This is a genomic window from Tessaracoccus palaemonis (assembly GCF_019316905.1).
Classification (GTDB): domain Bacteria; phylum Actinomycetota; class Actinomycetes; order Propionibacteriales; family Propionibacteriaceae; genus Arachnia; species Arachnia palaemonis.
Genome location: NZ_CP079216.1, coordinates 2,968,599 through 2,987,530, shown reverse-complemented (window position 1 = coordinate 2,987,530; position 18,932 = coordinate 2,968,599). Strand labels below are relative to the sequence as shown.

At 68.0% G+C, this 18,932-nt stretch carries 30 protein-coding genes; 5 read left to right on the top strand and 25 right to left on the bottom strand.

Features of this window, described 5'->3' with window-relative positions; translation table 11 throughout:
* Window positions 1-2: 2 nt before the first annotated feature.
* The 24 genes from KDB89_RS13580 to KDB89_RS13465 form a co-directional block, all read right to left on the bottom strand.
* Window positions 3-602 (bottom strand): hypothetical protein, encoded by a 600-nt coding sequence (locus KDB89_RS13580; protein WP_219081911.1) that lies wholly within the window; start codon window positions 600-602, stop codon window positions 3-5.
* A 112-nt stretch (window positions 603-714) separates the two neighbouring features.
* Entirely contained in the window at window positions 715-1,542 is an 828-nt protein-coding gene (locus KDB89_RS13575; RefSeq protein WP_219081909.1) for a hypothetical protein, read from the bottom strand.
* Window positions 1,543-1,560: 18 nt separating this feature from the next.
* Window positions 1,561-2,034 (bottom strand): hypothetical protein, encoded by a 474-nt coding sequence (locus KDB89_RS13570; protein ID WP_219081907.1) that lies wholly within the window; start codon window positions 2,032-2,034, stop codon window positions 1,561-1,563.
* A 322-nt stretch (window positions 2,035-2,356) separates the two neighbouring features.
* Window positions 2,357-4,870: a phage/plasmid primase, P4 family gene (locus tag KDB89_RS13565; RefSeq protein WP_219081905.1), complete on the bottom strand. Its 2,514-nt coding sequence runs from the start codon at window positions 4,868-4,870 to the stop codon at window positions 2,357-2,359.
* Window positions 4,871-4,956: 86 nt separating this feature from the next.
* Window positions 4,957-5,877: a DUF2303 family protein gene (locus KDB89_RS13560; protein ID WP_219081904.1), complete on the bottom strand. Its 921-nt coding sequence runs from the start codon at window positions 5,875-5,877 to the stop codon at window positions 4,957-4,959.
* Between the two features lie 2 nt (window positions 5,878-5,879).
* Window positions 5,880-6,242 carry a YfdP family phage-associated protein gene (locus tag KDB89_RS13555; protein WP_219081902.1) on the bottom strand — a complete coding sequence of 121 codons (363 nt, stop codon included), beginning with the start codon at window positions 6,240-6,242 and terminating at the stop codon, window positions 5,880-5,882.
* Between the two features lies 1 nt (window position 6,243).
* Window positions 6,244-6,918, bottom strand: a complete 675-nt coding sequence (locus tag KDB89_RS13550) for a hypothetical protein (protein ID WP_219081900.1) — start codon at window positions 6,916-6,918, stop codon at window positions 6,244-6,246.
* Window positions 6,919-6,933: 15 nt separating this feature from the next.
* Complete coding sequence (locus KDB89_RS13545; protein WP_219081898.1) at window positions 6,934-7,791, bottom strand: hypothetical protein; 858 nt, start codon at window positions 7,789-7,791, stop codon at window positions 6,934-6,936.
* Window positions 7,791-8,126, bottom strand: coding sequence for a hypothetical protein (locus KDB89_RS13540; RefSeq protein ID WP_219081895.1), 336 nt, complete (start codon window positions 8,124-8,126; stop codon window positions 7,791-7,793). Before KDB89_RS13540 ends, KDB89_RS13545 begins: the two co-directional genes overlap by 1 nt.
* 136 nt (window positions 8,127-8,262) lie before the next feature.
* Window positions 8,263-8,475, bottom strand: coding sequence for a hypothetical protein (locus KDB89_RS13535; protein ID WP_219081893.1), 213 nt, complete (start codon window positions 8,473-8,475; stop codon window positions 8,263-8,265).
* Window positions 8,468-8,791: a hypothetical protein gene (locus KDB89_RS13530; RefSeq protein WP_219081891.1), complete on the bottom strand. Its 324-nt coding sequence runs from the start codon at window positions 8,789-8,791 to the stop codon at window positions 8,468-8,470. Before KDB89_RS13530 ends, KDB89_RS13535 begins: the two co-directional genes overlap by 8 nt.
* A complete protein-coding gene (locus tag KDB89_RS13525) occupies window positions 8,788-8,958 on the bottom strand; it encodes a hypothetical protein (RefSeq protein ID WP_219081889.1) in 171 nt (56 codons plus the stop codon). The genes KDB89_RS13530 and KDB89_RS13525 overlap by 4 nt, the downstream gene beginning before the upstream one ends.
* Window positions 8,955-9,119 (bottom strand): hypothetical protein, encoded by a 165-nt coding sequence (locus KDB89_RS13520; RefSeq protein WP_219081887.1) that lies wholly within the window; start codon window positions 9,117-9,119, stop codon window positions 8,955-8,957. The genes KDB89_RS13525 and KDB89_RS13520 overlap by 4 nt, the downstream gene beginning before the upstream one ends.
* Window positions 9,116-9,403 (bottom strand): hypothetical protein, encoded by a 288-nt coding sequence (locus tag KDB89_RS13515; protein WP_219081885.1) that lies wholly within the window; start codon window positions 9,401-9,403, stop codon window positions 9,116-9,118. The genes KDB89_RS13520 and KDB89_RS13515 overlap by 4 nt, the downstream gene beginning before the upstream one ends.
* On the bottom strand, window positions 9,400-9,942 hold the full coding sequence (locus tag KDB89_RS13510) for a RuvC family protein (protein WP_219081883.1): 543 nt from the start codon (window positions 9,940-9,942) through the stop codon (window positions 9,400-9,402). Before KDB89_RS13510 ends, KDB89_RS13515 begins: the two co-directional genes overlap by 4 nt.
* 14 nt (window positions 9,943-9,956) lie before the next feature.
* On the bottom strand, window positions 9,957-10,115 hold the full coding sequence (locus KDB89_RS13505) for a hypothetical protein (RefSeq protein ID WP_219081881.1): 159 nt from the start codon (window positions 10,113-10,115) through the stop codon (window positions 9,957-9,959).
* Entirely contained in the window at window positions 10,112-10,897 is a 786-nt protein-coding gene (locus tag KDB89_RS13500) for a hypothetical protein (RefSeq protein ID WP_219081879.1), read from the bottom strand. Before KDB89_RS13500 ends, KDB89_RS13505 begins: the two co-directional genes overlap by 4 nt.
* Window positions 10,894-11,034 carry a hypothetical protein gene (locus KDB89_RS13495; protein WP_219081877.1) on the bottom strand — a complete coding sequence of 47 codons (141 nt, stop codon included), beginning with the start codon at window positions 11,032-11,034 and terminating at the stop codon, window positions 10,894-10,896. The genes KDB89_RS13500 and KDB89_RS13495 overlap by 4 nt, the downstream gene beginning before the upstream one ends.
* Window positions 11,031-11,204 (bottom strand): hypothetical protein, encoded by a 174-nt coding sequence (locus KDB89_RS13490; protein ID WP_219081875.1) that lies wholly within the window; start codon window positions 11,202-11,204, stop codon window positions 11,031-11,033. The genes KDB89_RS13495 and KDB89_RS13490 overlap by 4 nt, the downstream gene beginning before the upstream one ends.
* Complete coding sequence (locus KDB89_RS13485; protein ID WP_219081873.1) at window positions 11,201-11,626, bottom strand: DUF3846 domain-containing protein; 426 nt, start codon at window positions 11,624-11,626, stop codon at window positions 11,201-11,203. Before KDB89_RS13485 ends, KDB89_RS13490 begins: the two co-directional genes overlap by 4 nt.
* Entirely contained in the window at window positions 11,623-11,853 is a 231-nt protein-coding gene (locus KDB89_RS13480; RefSeq protein ID WP_219081871.1) for a hypothetical protein, read from the bottom strand. The genes KDB89_RS13485 and KDB89_RS13480 overlap by 4 nt, the downstream gene beginning before the upstream one ends.
* A complete protein-coding gene (locus tag KDB89_RS13475) occupies window positions 11,850-12,020 on the bottom strand; it encodes a hypothetical protein (RefSeq protein WP_219081869.1) in 171 nt (56 codons plus the stop codon). Before KDB89_RS13475 ends, KDB89_RS13480 begins: the two co-directional genes overlap by 4 nt.
* Window positions 12,017-12,574 carry an excisionase family DNA-binding protein gene (locus KDB89_RS13470; RefSeq protein WP_219081868.1) on the bottom strand — a complete coding sequence of 186 codons (558 nt, stop codon included), beginning with the start codon at window positions 12,572-12,574 and terminating at the stop codon, window positions 12,017-12,019. Before KDB89_RS13470 ends, KDB89_RS13475 begins: the two co-directional genes overlap by 4 nt.
* 73 nt (window positions 12,575-12,647) lie before the next feature.
* Window positions 12,648-12,917 carry a helix-turn-helix transcriptional regulator gene (locus KDB89_RS13465; protein ID WP_219081866.1) on the bottom strand — a complete coding sequence of 90 codons (270 nt, stop codon included), beginning with the start codon at window positions 12,915-12,917 and terminating at the stop codon, window positions 12,648-12,650.
* 213 nt (window positions 12,918-13,130) lie between these two features.
* On the opposite strand from KDB89_RS13465, the gene KDB89_RS13460 reads away from it, so the two are divergent.
* The 5 genes from KDB89_RS13460 to KDB89_RS13440 all read left to right on the top strand — a co-directional run bounded on the left by KDB89_RS13460 (window position 13,131) and on the right by KDB89_RS13440 (window position 17,351).
* The gene (locus tag KDB89_RS13460; protein WP_219081864.1) at window positions 13,131-13,697 is read left to right on the top strand and encodes a hypothetical protein; all 567 of its coding nucleotides are present in this window, start codon (window positions 13,131-13,133) and stop codon (window positions 13,695-13,697) included.
* 2 nt (window positions 13,698-13,699) lie between these two features.
* Window positions 13,700-15,184, top strand: a complete 1,485-nt coding sequence (locus tag KDB89_RS13455) for an HIRAN domain-containing protein (protein WP_219081862.1) — start codon at window positions 13,700-13,702, stop codon at window positions 15,182-15,184.
* 118 nt (window positions 15,185-15,302) lie between these two features.
* Window positions 15,303-16,058: a DUF3800 domain-containing protein gene (locus KDB89_RS13450; protein ID WP_219081860.1), complete on the top strand. Its 756-nt coding sequence runs from the start codon at window positions 15,303-15,305 to the stop codon at window positions 16,056-16,058.
* Window positions 16,059-16,301: 243 nt separating this feature from the next.
* Window positions 16,302-16,709 carry an ImmA/IrrE family metallo-endopeptidase gene (locus KDB89_RS13445; protein WP_219081859.1) on the top strand — a complete coding sequence of 136 codons (408 nt, stop codon included), beginning with the start codon at window positions 16,302-16,304 and terminating at the stop codon, window positions 16,707-16,709.
* An 87-nt stretch (window positions 16,710-16,796) separates the two neighbouring features.
* On the top strand, window positions 16,797-17,351 hold the full coding sequence (locus KDB89_RS13440; RefSeq protein ID WP_219081856.1) for a hypothetical protein: 555 nt from the start codon (window positions 16,797-16,799) through the stop codon (window positions 17,349-17,351).
* Between the two features lie 56 nt (window positions 17,352-17,407).
* Here KDB89_RS13440 and KDB89_RS13435 read toward each other — a convergent pair whose 3' ends face one another.
* A complete protein-coding gene (locus KDB89_RS13435) occupies window positions 17,408-18,922 on the bottom strand; it encodes a recombinase family protein (RefSeq protein WP_219081854.1) in 1,515 nt (504 codons plus the stop codon).
* Window positions 18,923-18,932: the final 10 nt, after the last annotated feature.

The window sequence follows — 18,932 nt, the reverse complement described above, 5'->3', positions numbered from 1 at the left end:
GGTCAGCCTCCTTGGGCGAGGGCCCGCAGTTCGGCGGGAACGACTTCACCGACGAGGATCTGCTGAGCCTGGGTGAGGTGGAGCCGGTCGAGGACGCGGCGGATCACGGAGGCGATGAGCTGGCCCTGCTGCTCGGCGAGCTGGACGCGGCGCTCCTCAATGCCGGCTTTGATGGCGGCGGCGGAGACGCGGACGAGGCGGTCGCGTTCGTCGTTCCAGAGGGTGAGCCACATGTTGGGTGTGGCTTCGTCGACGCGGGTGGTGCCGTACTCGGCGCCGGTGCGGGCTTCTTGGCGGGTGGTGCCGTAGACGAGGGTGTCGGGGTTGTCGGCTTCGAGGGCTTGGACTTTGGCGCCGTAGTAGGCGACCATGCCGGCGGCGCGTTGGACTTCGTCGAGGAGTGCCTGCTGCGGGGTGGTGTCGATCGGGACGCCGAAGCGGGTGGCGAGGTTGGCGGCGCGGGTGCGTTCGAGTTCGCGCTTCTGCTTGGCTTTGGCGGCCTTGGTGGCGCCGCCGTGGATGCGGCAGACGGTGAGTCCGGGGAGGGCGTGGTTGCGGCAGGGGGCGCCGGTGCTCTTGGCGGTGGCGGTGCAGGTGGGCACGGTCACCTCCGGTGGGCATGCAAGAACCCCTGCGGGCTGGGCCTCGGCAGGGGTTCAGGGTGGCACCGGATTTTGGGTGCACGAGTTACGTCGTTTGTCAGGATAGCAGCTCTCAGACGGTTGCGGGGGCGCTCTCGCTGGTCCACACGACGTCGGTTTGGGGGCGGGCGAGGATCGCTTCGTAGCGCCTGGCGTCATCGGGGTGGAGGTACGCGAAGACGTCCCACGGGCGCCAGGACAGCGGCTTCGCGTGAGGGTCGAAGGGCGTGAGCTTGTTGCGTTGGCGGGCCTTCCAGAGGCGTTGGGGTGCGATCGCGAAGCGTGTGCAGATCTCCTCGGTGGATTCGGCAGGCGCGAGGTAGAGCGCGGCTGCGGCTTCCTCGCTGCGATGTGGGTCTCTGCCTCTCCAGGGCGCCACGGCGTGCGCCTCATGCATCAGGTCGTCGAGGTGGTCGAGAGTGCCGGAGATCGGCTCCCAGGCCGCCAGAGCAGTGGCCCAGGGCCGGAGGCGTGCGGCGACGGCGGCGGGGGTGGTGTCGTCGACGTGGCGCTGGAGGTAGTCCTCGGCGAGCTCGACGAGCGCGATCTGCAGCCCGGACATGGCGTCGGCGACGGAGACCAGGCGGTCGATGGAGTCGCCTGCGCCGCGTCCGCCGCGGGGGGAGCGGAGGTGCTGGCCGAGGTTGTCGGCGAGCCATCGGGCTGCGCCGGCGATCGACTCGCAGCTGGTGTCGTCGCCGAGGTAGCGCTCGAGGCGGGTGTGGCAGCGTCGGCAGAGGTGGCCGACCTCGGTGAGGCGGGGTTCGCAGCCGGGGCAGGTGTCGGTGTCGGGACAGGCAGACAGGTGCCTGTCGGGCCGGGTGCAGCCTCTGGCGCAGTGCAGGGGGCCCTGCGAGCTTGCCGAGGTCCATGAGGTGGCCGGGGCTGCGGTGGTGTCCATGAGGTGACTTCTCCTTGATCAGAACGGGGCGGGGGCGTCGGGGTCGACGGCGTTGGCGGGGCGGGCGGGGAACTGGGTGGCGATGGTGGGTAGCGGCTCGGCGTCGCATTGGTGGGTGGCGAGGACGTCGATGCGGCGGGTGCCGGCGGGGCGGCTGGTGATTTCGTGGCGGCCGCGGCGTCTGAGGTGGAGGCTGGCGCCGTAGCGCTCCAGGGCGACGGTGCGTCGGCCTTGGAGGAGCGCGGTGAGCTCGCCGACGGCCGAGAGCGGGAGAGGATCGACGTCGGTGTCGAAGGCGGCGAGGACGTCGTTGGGGCCGTGGAGGATGGGGGCTTTGCAGGTGCGGCACCAGGTCGCTCGGATGGCTCGGCTGTCGAGGTGTTGGGCGGGGTGAACTGTTCGGGGCTCCCGAACAGTTGGTCGTCCGAAGAGGGCGTCCTGGGTCATCGGGTGGCCGCCGTCCGAGGCCCGTGGGTGGCAGAGGTGGCGCATGTTCCGAAACCTCTGCCGCGGGGGCGCATGTATGTGTGTACGCGCGCCCGCGTGAGGGAAAAGTTCGGACTATGTGCCACCTCTGCCACCCATGCGCGCGTCGAAGGTTTGGGCATATCTGCCACCCGCGCCACCCGGAAGGCGTGTTGCCCCTTGTCGCGACGGAAATAGGAATGTGCGTCGGAGGTTTGGACATAAGTGCCACCTGCGCCACCCCGGGCGCCGACTCCTGCCACCTGGGTGGCAGGAGTGGCACTTATGCCGAGAACGCTGACGCAGCCGGTGGTGTCGAGCGGCGAGACCTCGCGGGTGGCAGTTCTCATCACAGGAGGCCGCCGTCCTCGGGCTCCTGGTCGTCGCCCGGGTCGTCCTCGACCGTGATCAAGGCAACGCCCTTGTAGAAGCGTGCACCCTTCGCGGCCTTGACTGCTTCGATGCCCCAGCGATCGCGGAGTTCCTGGCTGAAGCGGCGGGCGGAGACAGGGTCGTCGCCGAGTTCGATGCAGGCCTGTTCGTAGGCGCGGCGGAGTTCGCCGACCTTGACCTGGACGAGTCCTCCGCCGCCTCCTGCGGGGACGTGGCACTGTTCGGCGACGAACCGCCCGACGGTGTCCTCGTCCTTCCGGTAGGCCTCGGAGGCGGCCTTCACGGCAGCGGGGATCCGGAGGCCACCGGCGTACCAGCACGCGGATCCGCGGGCGAGCCAGGCGAGGATGGCGGGGGCTTCGGCTTCGAGCTTCGCGGCGAGGTGTGGGTCGCGGAGGTGCTCGGGGACGACGTGTTCGAAGGGGATGAGGACGATTCGTCGCCAGAGGGCGTTGCCGCCGACGGTGGCCATCGGCTTGTGGTTCGCGATCAGGAAGATGGTGTGGGTGGGGGTGAAGGTGAACGGGTTGCCGTACATGTGGCGGGCGTTGATGGAGTCGGAGCCGGTGAGCTGCTTGATCCGGGCTTCGGCGAACCGTTGGCCGTCTTCGAGCTCGGAGCACACGACCATGCGGGCGCCTGCGAGTTGTGCGAGTTCGGCGGGGTGTTCGGAGTGTCTTCTGACCATGAGCATTTCGGCGGCTGCGGCGATCGAGTAGCCGCCTTGGCCTCTGCCGAGGGTCTGCATGACGGCTTCGATGAGGGTGGATTTGCCGTTGGCGCCGGCGCCGTGGGCGAAGGGGAGGATCTGTTCGAGGACTTGGCCGATGATGGCCACGCCGAGGATGCGTTGGACGAAGTCGATGAGTTCCTGGTCGCCGCCGAAGGTGTCGTCGAGGAAGCGGGTCCAGTGGGGTGCGTCGAGTGTGAAGTCGGGTGTGCAGCTGGTGGTGCGGGTGTGGAGCTTCGCGGGGTCGGGTGGGAGGAGTTCGCCGCTGCGGAGGTTGATGATGCCGCCGGGGGTGTTGAGTTCCCAGGGTTGGGCGTCGAGCTGGTTGATGTGGACGACGATGCGCGGGTCGGTGCGGGCGAGGCGTGCGATGGCGGAGATGCCGTTGGCGGTGAGCATCTTGCGGCGCCAGGCGCGTTCGTACTTGTCGGTGGCGGGGAGTCGGCGGGCGATGTCTTTGACGAGTTCGCGGTGGATTTCGGCTTCGTCCCATTCCCAGCGTGCGCCGGTCCAGTGGAGCCACTGTGAGCGTTGTGGGCAGTAGCGGAGGATGTCGGCGACCTGGGCGACGAAGGCGGTGGCGAGGGCGTCTTCGTTGTCGTCGACGGTGGTGGCGGGTTGCAGCTGGACGATGGGTGCGAGGGCTGTGGCGCCGTCGGTGGCGGGCCCGGTGGTGGCGGCGGTGCGTTGGTATCCGGGGTCGGATGGGAGCAGGGTGAGTCGTCTCTCGGGTGCGGGGTCGCCGTAGCCCTTCTCGGCCAGGGCTTTGGTGGCGGCGGCGAGGTCGCCGTTGTGTTCGAGGAGGGCGTAGGCGCCGAACTTGTCGTAGGGCTTTTCGGCTTCGAACTCGGTGGATGTGGAGAAGACGAAGAGGCGGTCGTGTTCGTCTCGGCCGGTGGTCGCTGACATCCGTTCGCCGTGTTTCTTCCCGGGGCGGAGCCAGGTGCTGTAGAGGCCGTGGCCTCGCCATGCTCGTTGCCATCCGTGGGTGCCGATGATGTCGTCCCAGTTGGCGCGGGCGTTGAAGTCGTCGCCGGGGCGTAGGCGTCCGTCGGTGGGGGGTGTCGGGGTGGCTGGGGGTGTGTAGGTGTCGGTCTGGGGCATGGCGTCGAAGAGGCGGCACATGTCGTGGAGGAAGTCGCGTTCGTCGGCGGTGAGGTGGGCGAGGGTGTCGACGCCGCCGGGGCTGATCTGGGTCCAGGCGCGGCCGGTGGGGTGGGATCGGCCGGCGGAGGGTGCGACGACGGAGAAGCCGCCTTCGCCGCGGGTTTCGATCAGCACGCGGATCTTGTTGCTGGGGTTCTGGGCGAGTTCGTCGTTGGTGGCGGGGCGTCGGGCGAGTTTGGTGTTGGGGAGGGTGTCGCCGTCGGTGATCTGGTAGTAGAGGTGGAGGCCGCCGCCGGGGCTGACTTCCTTGTAGCTGTCGGCGACGCGCTGCCACAGGTCCTGGCGGCCGTGGTCGGTGCAGGCGGAGGCGACTTGGGCGACGAGGCCGTCGGTGACGGCGGGGCCTTCGAACTCGAGCATTTCGAGGTGGCCGGAGACGTTGCCGCAGATGACGCCGAGGCCGTCGGTGTCGGCCTGGAAGAGGGCGGCGACCTGGTCCCAGGTGGGGCGCTGGTGTTGGTAGGTGCGCCAGTTGACGGCGGGGGCTTTGGATCCGTCGGCGCGCAGTGGCAGGGGCATGGTGCCGGCGGTGTACCACGTGGCTGCGGCGTTGAGGATGTGTGGGGAGGCCATGAGTGCGGGGCGCCTTTCTGTCGGGCGGGGTGGCGGCTGGATTGGGCCGCGCCAGGGCGGGAGTCGTCGTCCTGGCGCGACGCGACTCAGCCGACGCCGTGGTTGATGCGCACCGGCACCTGGGTCTGCAGCTGGTTGACGAGCACGCCGAAGGCTTCCTCGATGGCGTTCTCGGGCTCGGCGAGCTTGATTCCGAGGGACAGGACGCCTTCGCGGATCTGGAAGCGGAATCGGGCCAGGAGCGCGATCGGTTCGGATCCCTGGAAGGGGCGCAGGACCAGCGTCAGTTCGGACGGGATCTTCAGGTCTCCGGACTGGCCGGCGCGGGCGTCGACGGTCTCCTCCCAGCGGAACTGGCGCTGCCCGTTGGCAAGGATGGCCTGCTGCTTGAACACGGTGCTGGTGGTGGCCTGCAGGGTCTGGGCGACGTCGAGGAGGGTGCCGCCGTCGGGTTCGGCGATGGTGGAGATGTGGTTCTCGAGGAACTGGGCGAACTCGGCCTGCTTGAACAGCTTCCCGTCGACCTGGGCCCATTCGTCCCACTCGCGGGAGGTCTTGAGCTGCAGGGTTGCGGTGTGCTTGCGCAGCCCCGTTCCGCCGTCGAGGATCGCCTTGATGGTGCGGCGGTCGATGTCGGCCCACATCTCCAGTTCGCCGGAGCCGTGCGCGTTGTCGTCCTCGACCTTGCTCGGGTCGATGCCGGTGTTGTGGGCGAGGTAGTCGACGAGGGAGTCGACGTCGAGGACGGTGACCTGGCGGTGGAGGAACTCGGGGGTGTCGGCGGTGTGGGCCCGGTGCCAGTCGTGTTCGCGCTGCTTCTTGTAGCCGGGGGTCTCGATGATCTCCACGCCGCCGTCGGCGTTCAGGATCGCGAAGACGCCTTCGTCGATCTCGCGGGGCATGACGGCCTGCTGCGCGGTGATGGCGAGCAGAGCGTGGCCGTGGTCGTCGGCGAGGAGCTCCTGGGGGAGGACCTCGAGGAGGGGGGTTGCGTTGGTGTCGGTCATGGTCATGCGTCCTTTCGGATGTTGGTGACGCCCGGGATCTCGGGCTGGTTCGGGTCGCGCCTGCTGGCGTTGCCCTGCTTGTCGATGAAGAAGGCGGTCTTGGGCCGGTCGAACTCGGGGGCCTTGACCTTGACGGAGTCGACGACGTCGACGCGGCCGGCTCCCTTGCTGGAGACGGTCAACGTCAGGGTCAGTGCGCCTTGGCGTCCGGTGGCCTGGACCTTGTGGAGGAGGTCGAACAGCTTTTCGGAGAGGTCCTGGGCGAGGTGTCCGTCGCCGATCTCGCGGAGGACCTCGGGGAACGGTCTGACCGGCGGGTCGATGATGGTTTCACCGGTGGCTGGGTTCACGTACTCGCGGGTCATGTCAGCCCTGCAGTCCGGGGATGGCGGAGGTGGGGATGCCGGCGGCGGCGAACGCGGCGAGCTGCTCGGGGGTGAACTGCGGTGCCGTTGCGGCGGGTGCCTGCTGCGTGGGCTGCGGGGCCGGGGGCACGTAGGTCGGCTGCGGGGCCGGCGGCTGGTAGGCGGGCTGCGGGGGCTGCGCGAACGACGGGGCGGGGGCCTGTGCGCCGGTCACGGTGGTGCCCATCAGCACGTTGCTGGCCGCGTTCCCGGGCGTGTAGTTGGCCTGGTAGATCTTCCCGGAGCGCAGGTCGCCCGGGGTCTCGTAGCCGATGCAGCTGATCGTGAGCGTCGATCCGGGGTTCAGGCCGGTTGCTCTGGCGGCCTGGACCGCGCTGCGCACGGCCTTCTTGATGCGGGCGCCGTCCATGTAGAGGCGGCGGGTGCCGTCGTCGTCCTCGATGCTGGGGTCGCGCTGGTCGGTGGCCAGGTCGACGTAGAACGTCATGATGGGGTCGCCGGACTTGAAGAACTTCGGGGCCCCGTTGCCGGGGTTGTTCTGGTCGTACTCGCGCTCCTGGTAGGGGTCGGAGATGAAGGTGATGCGGCCGGAGATGGTGACGCCTTCGGTGAGCTTGACGGCGGGGGCGCCGCTGCCTCCCATGAGGACGTCGTTGGCGGTGGACTGGTTGGTCATTTCTGCTCCTTGCAGTTACTTGCCGGCGGGGATGAGGCCGCCGAGTTGGTTGGTGCGGCTGGCGTCCTGGCGGGCGGCAGCCTTCGGGTCGCCGGGGCAGCCCTCGGCGAGGTTGGTGGAGTGGAACTTGTAGAACTCGCAGTTGGTGCAGTAGCTGTCGGCGGTGGGGAGGACGTCGAGGGCTGTGGGGCCGAAGGCGGTCACGGCGCTGTTGATGCCTTCGAGGCGCTGGAGGGCGTCGAGGGCGACCTGTTCGTTGTAGGGCTCGCTCCAGTGGTAGGTGTCGGAGAGGTCTCCGTTGCGGGCGAGGAACACGATGTTGACGGAGGCGCAGCCGATGCCGGCTCTCCACCAGCCGCGGCCGTAGAGGTGGGCCTGGGCGCGGTAGACCTCGGAGGGGCCTTGGCGCTTGTACTTGTCGAGTTGGTAGGGGCCGACGACCTTCCAGTCCCAGTTGGAGAGGGTGACGCGGTCGAACAGGTCTGAGGATCCGGTGATCTCGACGCCGCCGACCTCTCCGACGGAGACGCGCGACTCGATGTACCAGCGTTCCTGGCCGTCGAGGAGGTGGGCGGTGGCGAGGTTGTCGGCGTCGAAGACGTCTTCCATCCAGCCGTGGACGGCGGTGCCGACGGTCGCTTTCCAGTTCGGGGGCAGGTCGGTGCGTTCGGGTTGTCCGAGGAGTTTGTAGGCCAGCTTGCGGGCGCAGGGGTGTCCGATCTCGGAGGGTCCGATGCGCTTCTGGAGGGAGCGGGGGTGGTTGGAGATCGCGCCGTTGATCTTGTTCATGATCTCGGGGAACACGCCTTCGCCTGGGGCGATGGAGACGTGCTGCCCGGGGAGCGGGGTGAGGATCTGCTTGTCGATGGTCATCAGCGGACGGCCAGTCTCAGATCGCCTGCTTCGACGGAGCAGGCTTCGTAGATTGCGGGTGGGAGTACGGCCTTGGCCTTGGTGGCGGAGATGACGGTGTCGGAGCAGGCCGCGAGGAGGTCGGGGTTGGCGGCGAGGATGGTTCGGGCCTGGTCGGGGTTGAAGCGCTTGGCGGGGGTGAGGGTGACGGTCAGGTTGCCGGCGGTGTGCCTGCCGGCTCCGAGGTTGCGGAGCTGGGCGGCGAGCTGGTCCTGGCGGGTCTTGAGTTCGGCGATGCGGTCGCGGAGGTCGAGGTATTCGGCGGCCAGCAGTGCCGGGTCGGAAGTGGTGGTCATGGTTGGTGTCCTTTCCTGCAGGGGCAGGGCTGTGGGCGTGGGGCCTTCGTGGTGCCGGTTTGGATGTCGGCGGGGCAGGTGGGGCCGTGGCGGCGGTGTCCGCACCAGGAGCAGAGGCGGGTGACGTTCAGGGGGCTCACGGGTAGCAGTTCCCGCAGCAGCACCGCGGGGTGAGGTTGTCTGCCCAGAGCTCCCAGTTGGCGACGGCCGCCTGAAGGCGGCGCGTCTCGTCGAGGAGGTCGCGGATCACTACGAGGTCGAGGTCGGTTTCGCGGGCTGTCAGCGTGCCGAGCCGGTTCACTGCGAGGCGCTGTTCCGCGCGGGTCTGCAATGCGGTCAGGTCACTCATCGCAGTCCTCCTGGCCGAGCCGCAGGGCTGCGGCGATGTCGGGGCGGAGGATCATGTCGCTCTCGGGGGTGGGGCCGTCTCGCCACAGCAGGTTGTTGCGGCCGAAGACGGGCCCGCACGCGTCGTAGGCGTCCAGGCGGCGGGCCTCGAGGCCGATCAGGTTGGCGACGCGGGCCTGCTCGACCAGGGCGAGGGTCGCCTCGGCCTGCGCGATCCCGGCCTCGGCGAGCATGGTCGCGTCGGTCTCGCCCTCGCGCTCCTGCCAGTCGCGCACCGTGTCGATGGCCCGGCGGGATTCGGCTGTGTGGTCGGTCATCTGCGTGCCTTTCGCTTGATGGTGGTGATGACGGTGGTGTGGCAATGCCCGCAGCGGCCCGTCTCCGGGTCGACGGCGTGCTCCGGTTCGCGGGGCACGAGACGGCCCGACGGGGTGGTGCGGTAGAGGGTTCCGGCGAGGACGTGGAGGGCGGGGCAGCCGGTCACAGCAGGACCTCCTGCGCGGCCCAGTGCTTGTGCCAGTGGCAGTTGGGGCAGACGGATGCCGCGAGCTGCCACAGGTCGCAGCTGGTGCAGACCTGGGGCCGGTGGGTGCCATCGGAGGACGCTTCGATGGGCGGGACGACGTCCCAGTCGGTCATGGTCATCGGGACTCCTTGGTGTTGGTGGTGTCAGTGGTGTTGGGGAGCCAGCCGCGGCCGAGGCACACGACGCAGTCGCGGCGCTCGTCGACGGGCAGCTGCGCGCAGTTCACGCAGGCGTGGAGGTAGCGGCTGTTGAGGCGGCGGAGCTTCGGGCAGACCTCGGCGTGCCGGCGGGCAACCCAGAAGGGCGGACCAGGCCACAGGACTGCCAGGTCGCAGCCGGGGCAGTAGATCCAGTACCTGGACGCTCTGGGGGTGACGCGGACGCGGTAGCGGAGGCGGATCATGCGAGGACCGCCTCGGGCCAGCGGACCGCCTTCAGCGCCTCGCGGTGCTTGGCGGGCAGGTCGACCAGGCCGACGCCGAGCTGCTCGGCGCCCATGAGTGCGAGGCCGAGGGCGTCGGCTTCGTCGTTGGTGGACAGCGTCGCGAGGCGCGCGAAGCGGTGGGCTGCGGCGAGCAACATCTCGTCCTTGCCTGCGTTGCCTCGGCCGGAGACGAACTTCTTCAGGGTGCCGGGGGCAACCTCGGCGACGGGGATGGAGTTGTCGTAGGAGAGGTAATCGATGACGAGCCACCACAGGCCGGAGCGATCGTGGTGGTGGCCGGTGACGGCCGCGTAGGCGGGCTGTTCGACGACGACCAGGTCGGCGCTGTGGGCGCGGCCGCCGATCTCGCGAGCGAGCCAGCCAAGGCGGTCGGATCGCTGCAGGAGGCTGTCGCCCTTGCGCCCTGCGGAGCGGATGGTGGCGACGTTGACCTGGCCGTCGTCGATGATGGCGACGCCGGTGGCGGTGAGGCTGAGGTCGAGTCCGACGATTCTCATTCGATCGGTCCTTTCTAGAAGTCGGGTTCGGGGACGTGGACCGGGGTCCACGAGAAGTCGGCGATGCTGCGGTAGTGGCGCACTGGCGGTTCGTCGGGGTCGCCCCAGGAGTCGGCGCAGTGTCGGCAGCCGGGGCAGTGGTCGGGGCCGTCGTGCCAGCAGGAGCCGCTCATGCCGCCCGCCGTCCGCGTAGCGCTGCGCGACGGGCAGCTACGGATGCCGGGTCGGTGGGCATCGGGGTCGCGCGTGGATTGTCGATACTCTCGGCGTCCCACGCGTCGGCCGTCACCCAGCCGCGCGTCTGGGCGTAATTGCGTGAGCGGGTCGCGGCGGAGCGCCCGTACTGGTCATCGGCAGGAGGTGCCTCGCGGCGCATCGTGTTGTAGAGCTCGATGACGCGGTCCCGGGTGTTTCCTGTGACTGTGGCGGCGATGTCCAGGTTCATGTTGCCGGGGGCGATGCCGAGCCGTCTCGCGATCTGCTGCTTGGACCAGCCGGCGGCGACGAGGGCCTGGACGCGGCGGCGGACCCCGGTGGCGTCGACCCGCACGCCGGGGGCGACATCGAGCCCGACGGCCAGGAGCTTCGCCGACAGCTCCCGGCTGATCTGGAGGCGCGGGGGCCGGTGGTCAGGGTGGTTCGGCTGGTCGGGGTAGGCGCCGTACAGGATTGGTCCGAGCGTCGAGGCGGCGACGCCGCAGAACGTGGCGATCCGCTTCCATCCCATGCCCTGGGCCATGAGTGCACGGACGTGTTGGCGGGCTGGGGTGGCGTCGACGAGGTGGCTGCGGCCGTAGGCGTTGCGGCGGCGTCGCGCCTGCTCGTAGTGCGCTGCGGCTGCGCGGCAGGCGTCGCAGCGGCAGTGGTCACGGATGTACCCAAGGCGCGTGCCGTGGTGGTGGGTGACGCCGTGTGTGCAGGTGTCGATGATCGTCCAGATCGGTTCGCCACTCATGACCACGGCCACCAGTCCGTGAGCGTCCACGCGACGACCAGGAGGCCGACGACGGTCAGGACGATCGAGGCGGCCGCGGCGATCTCTGCGGCGGTGGGGAGGATGGGGTGGACGAGGTGTCGGACGTCGCGGGTCATGCGGTCCACCACCCGACGGCCAGCCATGCGAGCCCGATGAGGGTGGCGACGGTGATCAGGAGGACGAGGACCGTCAGCAGTTCTGACACGAGTTCCACGCTGTGGTGGTGGTCGGCCAGGAAGTCGTCGAGGTCGTCGTGGTCGTCGCGCAGGACGTCGAGGGGGCTCATGCTTCACCCCTCTCAACGAGGCGGTGCAGGCCGAGGTCTTCGGTGGGCTCGTCGGCGTTGAACTCCCGGCCGAGGCCGACGACATGGCGGACGCCGAGGCGGTTGCAAACGGCGAGCATGTGCTCGGGGGTCAGGGTGGTGACGTCGCGGCCTTCGGGGCCGTCGACCTCGGAGAAGACCAGGACGTCGCCGAAGATGCGGCCGGGGTAGAGGGTGAACGCGGCGCCCAGGTTCAGCTGCCGGTTCTCGTCGAGCGCGCCCTCATCGTCGACGATCATGGCGACGCCGGGGATGCGGGTGCGGACGTGCTCGATGTACTGGCAGCCGAGGACGTCCGCCATGGCGCGGTAGTCGCCGTCGGGGACCTCTACGAAGCTGGGGGTATGGTCGAGGGCGTGGAGGATCAGTCCGGTGATGCTCATGCGATCACCTCGATGGAGTCCTGGACGACCAGCTCGGGGAGGACGTCGTAGCGGCCGAACTCGCGGTACACGCGGCGGTGGACGCGGGCCAGGGCGGGCCGGCTGTACGTCGCCGGGATGAAGTCGTACTCGGTGCGGTCGGGGTTGATGTCGAGTTCGACGTCGCGGAAGATCCGGACGCCGTTCTTCATGCCGGTGGTCTGGGCGTGGATGCGCTGGTAGCTCATGCGAGTCTCCTTCGGAATGCGCGGGTGATGACGGCGGCCTGGTCGGCGCTCAGCTGTGGCGCGGTGTCGACGAGGGCGCGGATGTAGGCGCGCTGCGCGGCCTGGGCGGCCTGTGTGGTGATGGCGGTGTGGCGCTCGTCGCAGGCGAGCTGCTTGACGGCACTCATGCGGTCACCGCGCCGATGACGGCCAGCATCGCGGCGGCGATATGGGCGGGGGGCTGCTCATCGCACGGGAACTCGGCGAGAGCGCTGTGGGTACGGAACGCGTCGTGATCGCCGTTCTCCTTGTAGACGGCACGGACGAAGTTCACGAACCGATTCCCGTCGGACAGGAATCCCGTGTCGACGCTCCACTTGATGAGCAGGCCGTCGATGATCTGCTCAAAGCAGCCCATCGCGTACCGGAGCTGCTGGGTCCCGGGCGTCGGGTCGGAGGCAGCTTCCGCGGCCACCGGAGCAGGGGTGTGCTGGTTCTTCCTGCGGGGCCGAGGGCTCGTTGCTCTGGCGTTGTCACTGGTCGAAGGCATTGCACTCTGGACAACGAGGGCGTCGAGCTCGTCCAGGTCGACGAGCACGCGGCTCCGAGCCTTGTAGCGGGTGAGCTTGCCCTGAGCGATGAGTCGTTCGAGCGAACTGCGGGATAGTCCGACGTAGCCGGCGGCTTCGACGATCGGCAGCCAACGTCGGGCGGTGGTGTCGGGGTTGGTACTCTGAGTCATGTGATCCGACTCCTTTCTGGGGTTGTTGCCCTCGCCTGTTAGCTCCAGGCGGGGGCGTTTCTCTTTGTTGGGGTCAGGCTGCCATCCGGCGCTTGGTTCCACGCTTGGACCTTGGAACTGTGGTCGCGTGAAGGGAAGGTCGAGCATCGAAGACGTCTTCCAGGTCGAGATCGAGGCGGTTGGCGATCCTGAGCGCCATGCCTTCGGAGCAGTCGCGGTCGGCGCCTCGTTCGATCATGGAGATGTACTGCTGGGTGCAGCCGACCAGGTTGGCCAGGTCGGCCTGGGTGTAGCCCAGGCGGCGGCGCTGTCGTGCGAGCCGCTGCGGGTCGGTGACTTTCATCCAACCTCCTTGGTAGTGGATGCGTGACCTCATCTTGCTCTCCTGTCTCCTTGTTTACAAGCGGGGAACTTGCAATCAAGTGTGGACTTGTAACTTGTACAAGTCAAGGGGTGCGGCCTGACTACGTGCCGAAGCGCCGTAGGCTACTTTGTGCTTGTACAAGTCACTTACCGTTCGAATGCGGCCTGTCGCACAAGGAGCCATGGTTACGGCATGACCGAGACCGTCCCCGAGCTGATCGCTCGACGCATGGGGGAGCTGCAGATCACATCGCTGCTCGCCCTGCATCGGCGTCTGCCCGAAGGCTCGATCAGCTATGAAACCGTGCGCAACCTGGCCAACGGCAAGCAACGCGGCACACGCGACGAACGTGTGATCCGCGACCTGGCGACCATGCTCTCCGTCAAGGAGGACGTCGTCAGGGCCGCACTCGGCGCAGAGCCCAACTACGGGCCCTGGGAGCTGCCAGAACGCGCACAGGGGCTCGATCAGCATGAGCGACAGGTCGTCGTGAGCATGGTCGATGCCCTCCTACGTGCGAAGCGAACTGGAGGTAGCAGTGATGGCCGGCAGCCAGAAGCTGAGAAGAGTGACGACGGCGGCAGCGGTGCGGCCCACGACGTCGGAAAAGCGGGTGCTGCGTTCACCCCCAGCGGTGGCCAGCCCGACAACGTGCGCCACATCACCGCGAAGCAGCAGAAGATGATGGACGACTCGCTGATGGTCGACCAGGCGGCCTGCGACGGCGACGAGCCGGATGAGGGCGAGGAAGAGAAGTGACCATGGACAGATTCGCCGCGTGGGCCATGCGCCACCCCTGGTGGTACTGGTTCGCAGCCATCATGGTCTCTATCCTCATCGGCAACGTTCCCGGGATCGGCCCGTTGCTGTTCATCGCAGCACTCTTTGCTGCTGGCATGTGGCGAGTCCCCCTCAGGCGTCGACTCCAGAACCCCGTAGCGCGCCCCGCTGGGCAAATCCAGCCCCAGTACTTCACCACGCAACAGCAGCCACCGGCTCCGGCTCCCGTGGCGAGTCATTCAGACCCCATGGACGTTGGGCTTCCTAGCGCCCTCCCGGACGAGCCCACAGTCCCGGTCGTGGGGGTTCAGCACTACAGCGGCTGGGGAAACCGCAGAGGTCGACATACGGTCACGCTGGTGCGTGAGCCGCGCAACGAATACGACCCCAACGCCATCGCCGTCACGCTCGGCACTCGAAAGATCGGTCACGTCCCTCGTGAGCGTGCAGTCCTCGCCGCCCCGGCGATGGACCAGGCCAACCTTAAGACGATCCAGACCGTGGCGACCCTCGACGATTACCGAGCCGAAGTAGTGCTCCCTGCTGCGTTGTTCATGTCTCTCGCCCCTGCAGGTGATGCAGTTGCGTTTGCGCCCCTGGTCCCGTGGGGCCGCTGTATCAACACGTTTGAGATAGAGGGGGAGGCGGACCACCGGGGCGAGATCGCGCGGCTCATGGCCAGCCGCGGAGTGACACTCGGTGTCGAAGGAACATCAGTCAAGGATGTGCCAGCGCACCTGGTCCCGTCTGGCGGGCTCAGGGCCCCGGCCGTGGTCGTCGCAGGCGAGTGGGTCGGCAACCTGACCGACCCGCAGGCTGCGAACTATGCCACGGTCGTGGCTGAGCTCGCGCAGCGAGGGCTCAAGCTTGAGGTGCAAGCTAACGTGTGGGCGCGGATCGACTACGGAACCGTGCGTGCCAACGTCAAGGTCAAGCTGCCCTCATTGAGCGAGATCGAAGCCCCCGGCCCGATGCCCAGTGGTGCCTATGTGCTTCTGCCGCGCGGATCCGTTGTCCAGGTCACAGGGGAGGAGCGGTACCTCAACGAAGTCGCTGCGCTGCTGAACGGGAACAACGAGCATCCGGTCGTGGCCACGCTCCACGTGGCGTCGATCGCCAAGGGCAAGGAGCGCATCGAGGTCCGTGTGTACGGCGATGTGATTGGGCAGTTGACCCCGTACATGTCGGAGAACTTCCTCCCGCTCGTGAAGCTGTGCGACGAGGAAGGGATCAGTGTCGCTTGCCATGCCCTCGTGAAGGGCAACCAGATCAAGGCAGACATCGTGCTCGACACCGCGAAGGCCGGCGACCTGAGTGACGGGTGGATCTCTGAGCACGTGTACCGGGCGACCGATGCTGATTGCGTGGCTGGCCCTGATTTCTCCCCGCCGGCTCCGGCTGTGGTGGTTCGCGAGGACATGTGGACCGAGGAAGATCTCGGTGAGTTTGTTGAGCGGGAGTCCTAATGGTCAACCAGGCTCTTCCTGACGATGCCGAGGAGGCGCGGGTGGGGCTGTGTCATTGGGGGGCGGGAGTCGACGTTGAAACCCTGCTCAGGGCTGGATCTGGTGGGGGCGCGAAGCGATGACGTCAAGCGAGCAGGACACCCTCTTCGGAGAGGGAGACGGCGAGGACTGGTTCCATCTTCCAGACGATGTCCCCGTGTCCACGATTTACATCGATGAGAGCGGCGCCAGGAACTCGCGCGGCGGGTTCTTTGTCCTTGGGTTCATCAAGGTGAGGGAGCCGGCAAAACTGGATCGTGAGATCAGACACCTGCGCCAGAAGCACAAGTTCTTCAGCGAGGCCAAGTTTGGGTCCATCAACCGAGATCACGTGCTGTTCTACTACGATCTCGTTGAGCTTGTCGCTGAAGCTGACGTGAGGGTCGGTGGCTCGGTCTACGACTCGACGGCGGCCTTTGCGGCACGCAAGGAGACGTGGCGGACCCAAGCGAGGATGTCCGCGCAGTTGATTGCTGCCAATATCAACAAGGGTGAGTTGGTGAATGCGGTTATTGATCTGGTCCAGACGCCTCAGGGGGCCAGCCTTGCGAGGGTGGTTCATGCTGACGTGCATCGGAAGCTGGGACACCGCGCATTGGTTGCTTGCTACGACATGGACTCCCAGTCCACGAACTTGCTCCAGGTGGCAGACGTCATAGCCGGCGCGATCGCTTACGAGCGGCGCCAATGGGCTGGGAGCACTCCTGAGCCGCCGATGTCCAACGACGCGCCCAAGGGTAAAGTATCGGCGCGTCTCCGGCGGGCCCTCGAGTTGGACTCCTTTGCGGATGCCCGAGAGGGGAAAGTCAACATCCTCACCATGGGGAGAGCCTGAAGCCGGGTTGAACTTGAGACGGTCATCAGGCATACTCATGGCTAGACGGTGGCCTTGGGCGTGACCCAGCACCCACCGGCTCGGTCAATGACCCGCATTGACTGTGCGCTATGGTTTGAGCGCGAACATACTTGCCTGTGGGCCCCGCATCTGCGGGGCCCACAGTGCTGTCTGGATTCGGTGCATCGAATACCCATGAGCCGGCCGCCCGCCCTTGTCGGACCTCCTCGCCACGATGGGGACATGTTCGACCCTTGGACCGCACTCGACCACCTCGGATGGAGCCTGCGCATCGCACCCACGCCCCGCCGCGGCCGATGCGACTGGGGCCGGGAGACAATCACCCTCGACCCCGGCCTGACGTCCGCTGAGCAGCGCGCCGTTCTCACCCACGAGCTCGTCCATGCGTGGCGAGGCCCGTTCCAGCGCCGCCGCCTAGCCCGCGAGGAGGCCGCGGTGCGGGCGACAGCGGCCAAGCTTCTCGTCGACGTGCCACGGCTCGCGGACGCCGCTGCCTGGTCGAGGCACCCTCTGGTGATCGCCGACCTGCTCGACGTCGACGCAGCGACCGTGACGACCCGCGCCGAGCAGCTCGACGACGACGAGCGCGCCATCATCGACGCCCGCCTCGCCGACCTCTACCTGCCCTGAAACTGGCCCCACAAGGGAATCTGTCAGTGAGCTGTGCCACGATGAAACCGACTCGTCGCGAAGGTGGCGATGGAGAGGAACCCCATGATGAAGAAGACGATCGGGCTCGCCGCAGTGGCCGTTCTGCTGCTCGCTGGCTGCGGGGCCCAGACTGACACCGCCGAGACCAGCCCCGCTGCTGCCACGAGCAGCCCAGCGCCCGAACCGAGCCCCACGCCGACCGAGACTGGCCCGACGATCGAGCAGTACGCCAGCGTCATTGCGAAGTATGAGACCGAGTGGCGCGAGGTGATCGACGGCGCGGGCGACTGCCGATTTAGGTGGACTATGGGCAACATGGACGATCCCACCGAGTCGGCCGAGGCGAAGATCTGCTACGCGCAGGAGTCGACCATGGCGCTACGTGCCTCGACCGCCGTCGATGAGCTCGACGCACTGGGAGAGGTGCCAGCTTCGATCGCCGATCTGGTCTACGACACCCGCAACGCATTACTGAAGGTTGTGCTCGCTCGGATGGATGAGCAGTGCGGCACGATGGGCGACGAGGCGGACACTGACGACTGCACCACGGCTGCGGGCAACGCCATGCGCGCCTACGACGCGGTCGAGGACGAACTCAACGCCTGGGGTCCTTACTTATGATCAACGGCGCCGCCCCTGCGCGAGCGCGCACTGATTGACGCTCGCCCCGCCGACCTCTACCTGCCCTGACGCCAGGTGATCCGGAGACTCTCCGGATTCAGCACCCGCGCCCGCCAATCCAGGTACGCCTTCTCCTTCGTCCCTGGCGCGAGGATCTCTACGACAGCGAGCGCGCCGATCGCAGAGCGCTTGTCCTCCTGGCGAAGGTTCGCCCACGCTTGGGGCACGTCGTCGGCGTCGACCAGGCGGCGGAGGACAGCGTTCTCGGGTGAGGGGAGTGACCCCTCTAGCTGGGCGCGGGTCTCGTCGATGCGTTCGTTCGCGGTGCGGAGCTGCGCCAAGGTCACGGCCCCGTCGGCGAACCCCTCGGCGAGCTCCTCCTGACGCACCGCCAGGGCGCGGAGCTCGGCGCGGATCCCGTCGACGTCGACCTCAGGGGTGGGTGGGCTCAGTAGCTCCCGTGCATCGGGGCGGGAGAGGCGCTCGATGATGACGGCTTCGACGTAGGTGTCGATGGGCTCGGACTCGCGGTAGGCGTGCGACGACTTGCTCGAGCAGCGGATCCGCCGGCGGCCGCCCCGCGTGCCACCGGACTGCATCGTGGCGCCGCACTCGCCGCACAGGGCCAGCCCTGATAGGAGCTGCCGCTCGGCAGACGGGAACTGTTGCCGATCGGGGGCGTTGAGGACGTCCTGGGCGGCGCGCCAGGTCTCGAGGTCGACGATGGCCGACCACACGCCGCGGACGAGCTCGCCGGTGGCCGGATCTCTGACGAGTTCCCCGCGGTACCGTCTCAGTCCAGCCAGGCGGGGGAGTCGCAGCGTTCGGCTCACGACAGATCCGGTCCAGTCGCAGGGCACGAATGGCCGCGGCGGCATCGGCTCGCCAGCGGCCCGTGCCGCGGCCTTGGCCGTCTCCCACTCGGCCTTGACGTCGGCCGGGAGGCGGATCGCTCCTTGCGGGCCGTGGAGGCCGGCGGCGTTCCACATGCGGGCGATCTCGCCGAGGCTCGCGCCGGCGAGGAGTGCCTGGTAGGCGTCGCGGATCGCGTCAGCCTCCGCGGGGCGCAGAGTGAGGCCGTCTGGCTCGTAGCCGAAGCAGCGTCGGGTGGTGGGGTTGCGTCCTTGCTGGGCTCGTTGCTGGTTGGCGCGGCGCTGGCGCTCGCCTTTCTGCTCTGACTCGTATTGGGCGACGGCGCCGAGCTGGCGGGCGATCATGCGGCCGCTGGGTGTGGTCAGGTCGAGCGGGCCGGCCTGGACGGAGTAGGTGGGGACGCCGTGGACCTGGCAGGCCGCGATGTACTCCTCGAGGTCGGTGACGCGGCGGTAGAGGCGGTCGACGTGCCAGACGACGACGGCACCGACCGAGCCCTGGCGAAGCTCGTCGAGGACGGCCTGGTAGCCGGGGCGCGGGGTGCCGCTGTAGGCACTTGTGTCGTTGTCGGTGTGGACTGATGTGATGGTCCAGCCGTGGCTTGCCGCGAGTGCCCGGCAGTCCGCCTCCTGGCGCTGGACGCCGGCGGCCATGCCGGTGGTGTCGCGGGAGATGCGGGTGTACACGAGGACGTCCATGGGTATAACT

Excerpts from the sequence above, each read along its gene's own strand:
- KDB89_RS13490 (WP_219081875.1), bottom strand. The coding sequence starts at position 11,204 with ATGAGCCCCCTCGACGTCCTGCGCGACGACCACGACGACCTCGACGAC.
- KDB89_RS13570 (WP_219081907.1), bottom strand. The coding sequence starts at position 2,034 with ATGCGCCACCTCTGCCACCCACGGGCCTCGGACGGCGGCCACCCGATG.
- KDB89_RS13445 (WP_219081859.1), top strand. The coding sequence starts at position 16,302 with ATGTTCGACCCTTGGACCGCACTCGACCACCTCGGATGGAGCCTGCGC.
- KDB89_RS13480 (WP_219081871.1), bottom strand. The coding sequence starts at position 11,853 with ATGAGCTACCAGCGCATCCACGCCCAGACCACCGGCATGAAGAACGGC.
- KDB89_RS13565 (WP_219081905.1), bottom strand. The coding sequence starts at position 4,870 with ATGGCCTCCCCACACATCCTCAACGCCGCAGCCACGTGGTACACCGCC.
- KDB89_RS13505 (WP_219081881.1), bottom strand. The coding sequence starts at position 10,115 with ATGAGCGGCTCCTGCTGGCACGACGGCCCCGACCACTGCCCCGGCTGC.
- KDB89_RS13485 (WP_219081873.1), bottom strand. The coding sequence starts at position 11,626 with ATGAGCATCACCGGACTGATCCTCCACGCCCTCGACCATACCCCCAGC.
- KDB89_RS13450 (WP_219081860.1), top strand. The coding sequence starts at position 15,303 with ATGACGTCAAGCGAGCAGGACACCCTCTTCGGAGAGGGAGACGGCGAG.
- KDB89_RS13435 (WP_219081854.1), bottom strand. The coding sequence starts at position 18,922 with ATGGACGTCCTCGTGTACACCCGCATCTCCCGCGACACCACCGGCATG.
- KDB89_RS13550 (WP_219081900.1), bottom strand. The coding sequence starts at position 6,918 with ATGACCAACCAGTCCACCGCCAACGACGTCCTCATGGGAGGCAGCGGC.
- KDB89_RS13575 (WP_219081909.1), bottom strand. The coding sequence starts at position 1,542 with ATGGACACCACCGCAGCCCCGGCCACCTCATGGACCTCGGCAAGCTCG.
- KDB89_RS13465 (WP_219081866.1), bottom strand. The coding sequence starts at position 12,917 with ATGAAAGTCACCGACCCGCAGCGGCTCGCACGACAGCGCCGCCGCCTG.
- KDB89_RS13470 (WP_219081868.1), bottom strand. The coding sequence starts at position 12,574 with ATGACTCAGAGTACCAACCCCGACACCACCGCCCGACGTTGGCTGCCG.
- KDB89_RS13495 (WP_219081877.1), bottom strand. The coding sequence starts at position 11,034 with ATGACCCGCGACGTCCGACACCTCGTCCACCCCATCCTCCCCACCGCC.
- KDB89_RS13520 (WP_219081887.1), bottom strand. The coding sequence starts at position 9,119 with ATGACCATGACCGACTGGGACGTCGTCCCGCCCATCGAAGCGTCCTCC.
- KDB89_RS13545 (WP_219081898.1), bottom strand. The coding sequence starts at position 7,791 with ATGACCATCGACAAGCAGATCCTCACCCCGCTCCCCGGGCAGCACGTC.
- KDB89_RS13560 (WP_219081904.1), bottom strand. The coding sequence starts at position 5,877 with ATGACCGACACCAACGCAACCCCCCTCCTCGAGGTCCTCCCCCAGGAG.
- KDB89_RS13530 (WP_219081891.1), bottom strand. The coding sequence starts at position 8,791 with ATGACCGACCACACAGCCGAATCCCGCCGGGCCATCGACACGGTGCGC.
- KDB89_RS13440 (WP_219081856.1), top strand. The coding sequence starts at position 16,797 with ATGAAGAAGACGATCGGGCTCGCCGCAGTGGCCGTTCTGCTGCTCGCT.
- KDB89_RS13455 (WP_219081862.1), top strand. The coding sequence starts at position 13,700 with ATGGACAGATTCGCCGCGTGGGCCATGCGCCACCCCTGGTGGTACTGG.
- KDB89_RS13540 (WP_219081895.1), bottom strand. The coding sequence starts at position 8,126 with ATGACCACCACTTCCGACCCGGCACTGCTGGCCGCCGAATACCTCGAC.
- KDB89_RS13510 (WP_219081883.1), bottom strand. The coding sequence starts at position 9,942 with ATGAGAATCGTCGGACTCGACCTCAGCCTCACCGCCACCGGCGTCGCC.
- KDB89_RS13475 (WP_219081869.1), bottom strand. The coding sequence starts at position 12,020 with ATGAGTGCCGTCAAGCAGCTCGCCTGCGACGAGCGCCACACCGCCATC.
- KDB89_RS13555 (WP_219081902.1), bottom strand. The coding sequence starts at position 6,242 with ATGACCCGCGAGTACGTGAACCCAGCCACCGGTGAAACCATCATCGAC.
- KDB89_RS13500 (WP_219081879.1), bottom strand. The coding sequence starts at position 10,897 with ATGAGTGGCGAACCGATCTGGACGATCATCGACACCTGCACACACGGC.
- KDB89_RS13460 (WP_219081864.1), top strand. The coding sequence starts at position 13,131 with ATGACCGAGACCGTCCCCGAGCTGATCGCTCGACGCATGGGGGAGCTG.
- KDB89_RS13535 (WP_219081893.1), bottom strand. The coding sequence starts at position 8,475 with ATGAGTGACCTGACCGCATTGCAGACCCGCGCGGAACAGCGCCTCGCA.
- KDB89_RS13515 (WP_219081885.1), bottom strand. The coding sequence starts at position 9,403 with ATGATCCGCCTCCGCTACCGCGTCCGCGTCACCCCCAGAGCGTCCAGG.